This is a genomic window from Maritimibacter harenae (assembly GCF_009882975.1).
Classification (GTDB): Bacteria; Pseudomonadota; Alphaproteobacteria; order Rhodobacterales; family Rhodobacteraceae; genus Maritimibacter; species Maritimibacter harenae.
Window position 1 is genome coordinate 1 of the sequence record NZ_WTUX01000037.1, and the last position, 255, is coordinate 255.

General features: G+C 68.6%; 1 protein-coding gene. It reads right to left on the minus strand.

Features of this window, described 5'->3' with window-relative positions; translation table 11 throughout:
• Positions 1-255 (minus strand): IS66 family transposase zinc-finger binding domain-containing protein (locus GQE99_RS20220; protein ID WP_202531003.1); only part of this gene is annotated, 255 nt, incomplete at both ends.

Here is a 255-nt window from a genome sequence, read left to right on the forward strand (position 1 = left end):
CGGCGTGGGGTGGAAGGGGGCCGGCGGCTGGCTGATCTTCTCGCACTGCCGGCAGGTGAACTTCTCGCGGACGGTCTGGATCACCTTCCACTGCCGGGGAATGACCTCGAGCGTCTCGGTGATATCCTCGCCCATCTTCACGATACGATCCGAGCCGCAGCAGTAACAGGCGGCGGGTGCCTCAATCACCACCCGCTCGCGGGGCAGATGCTCGGGGAAGGGCTTGCGGGCCGGGCGGCGGCGCTCGAAGCCGGC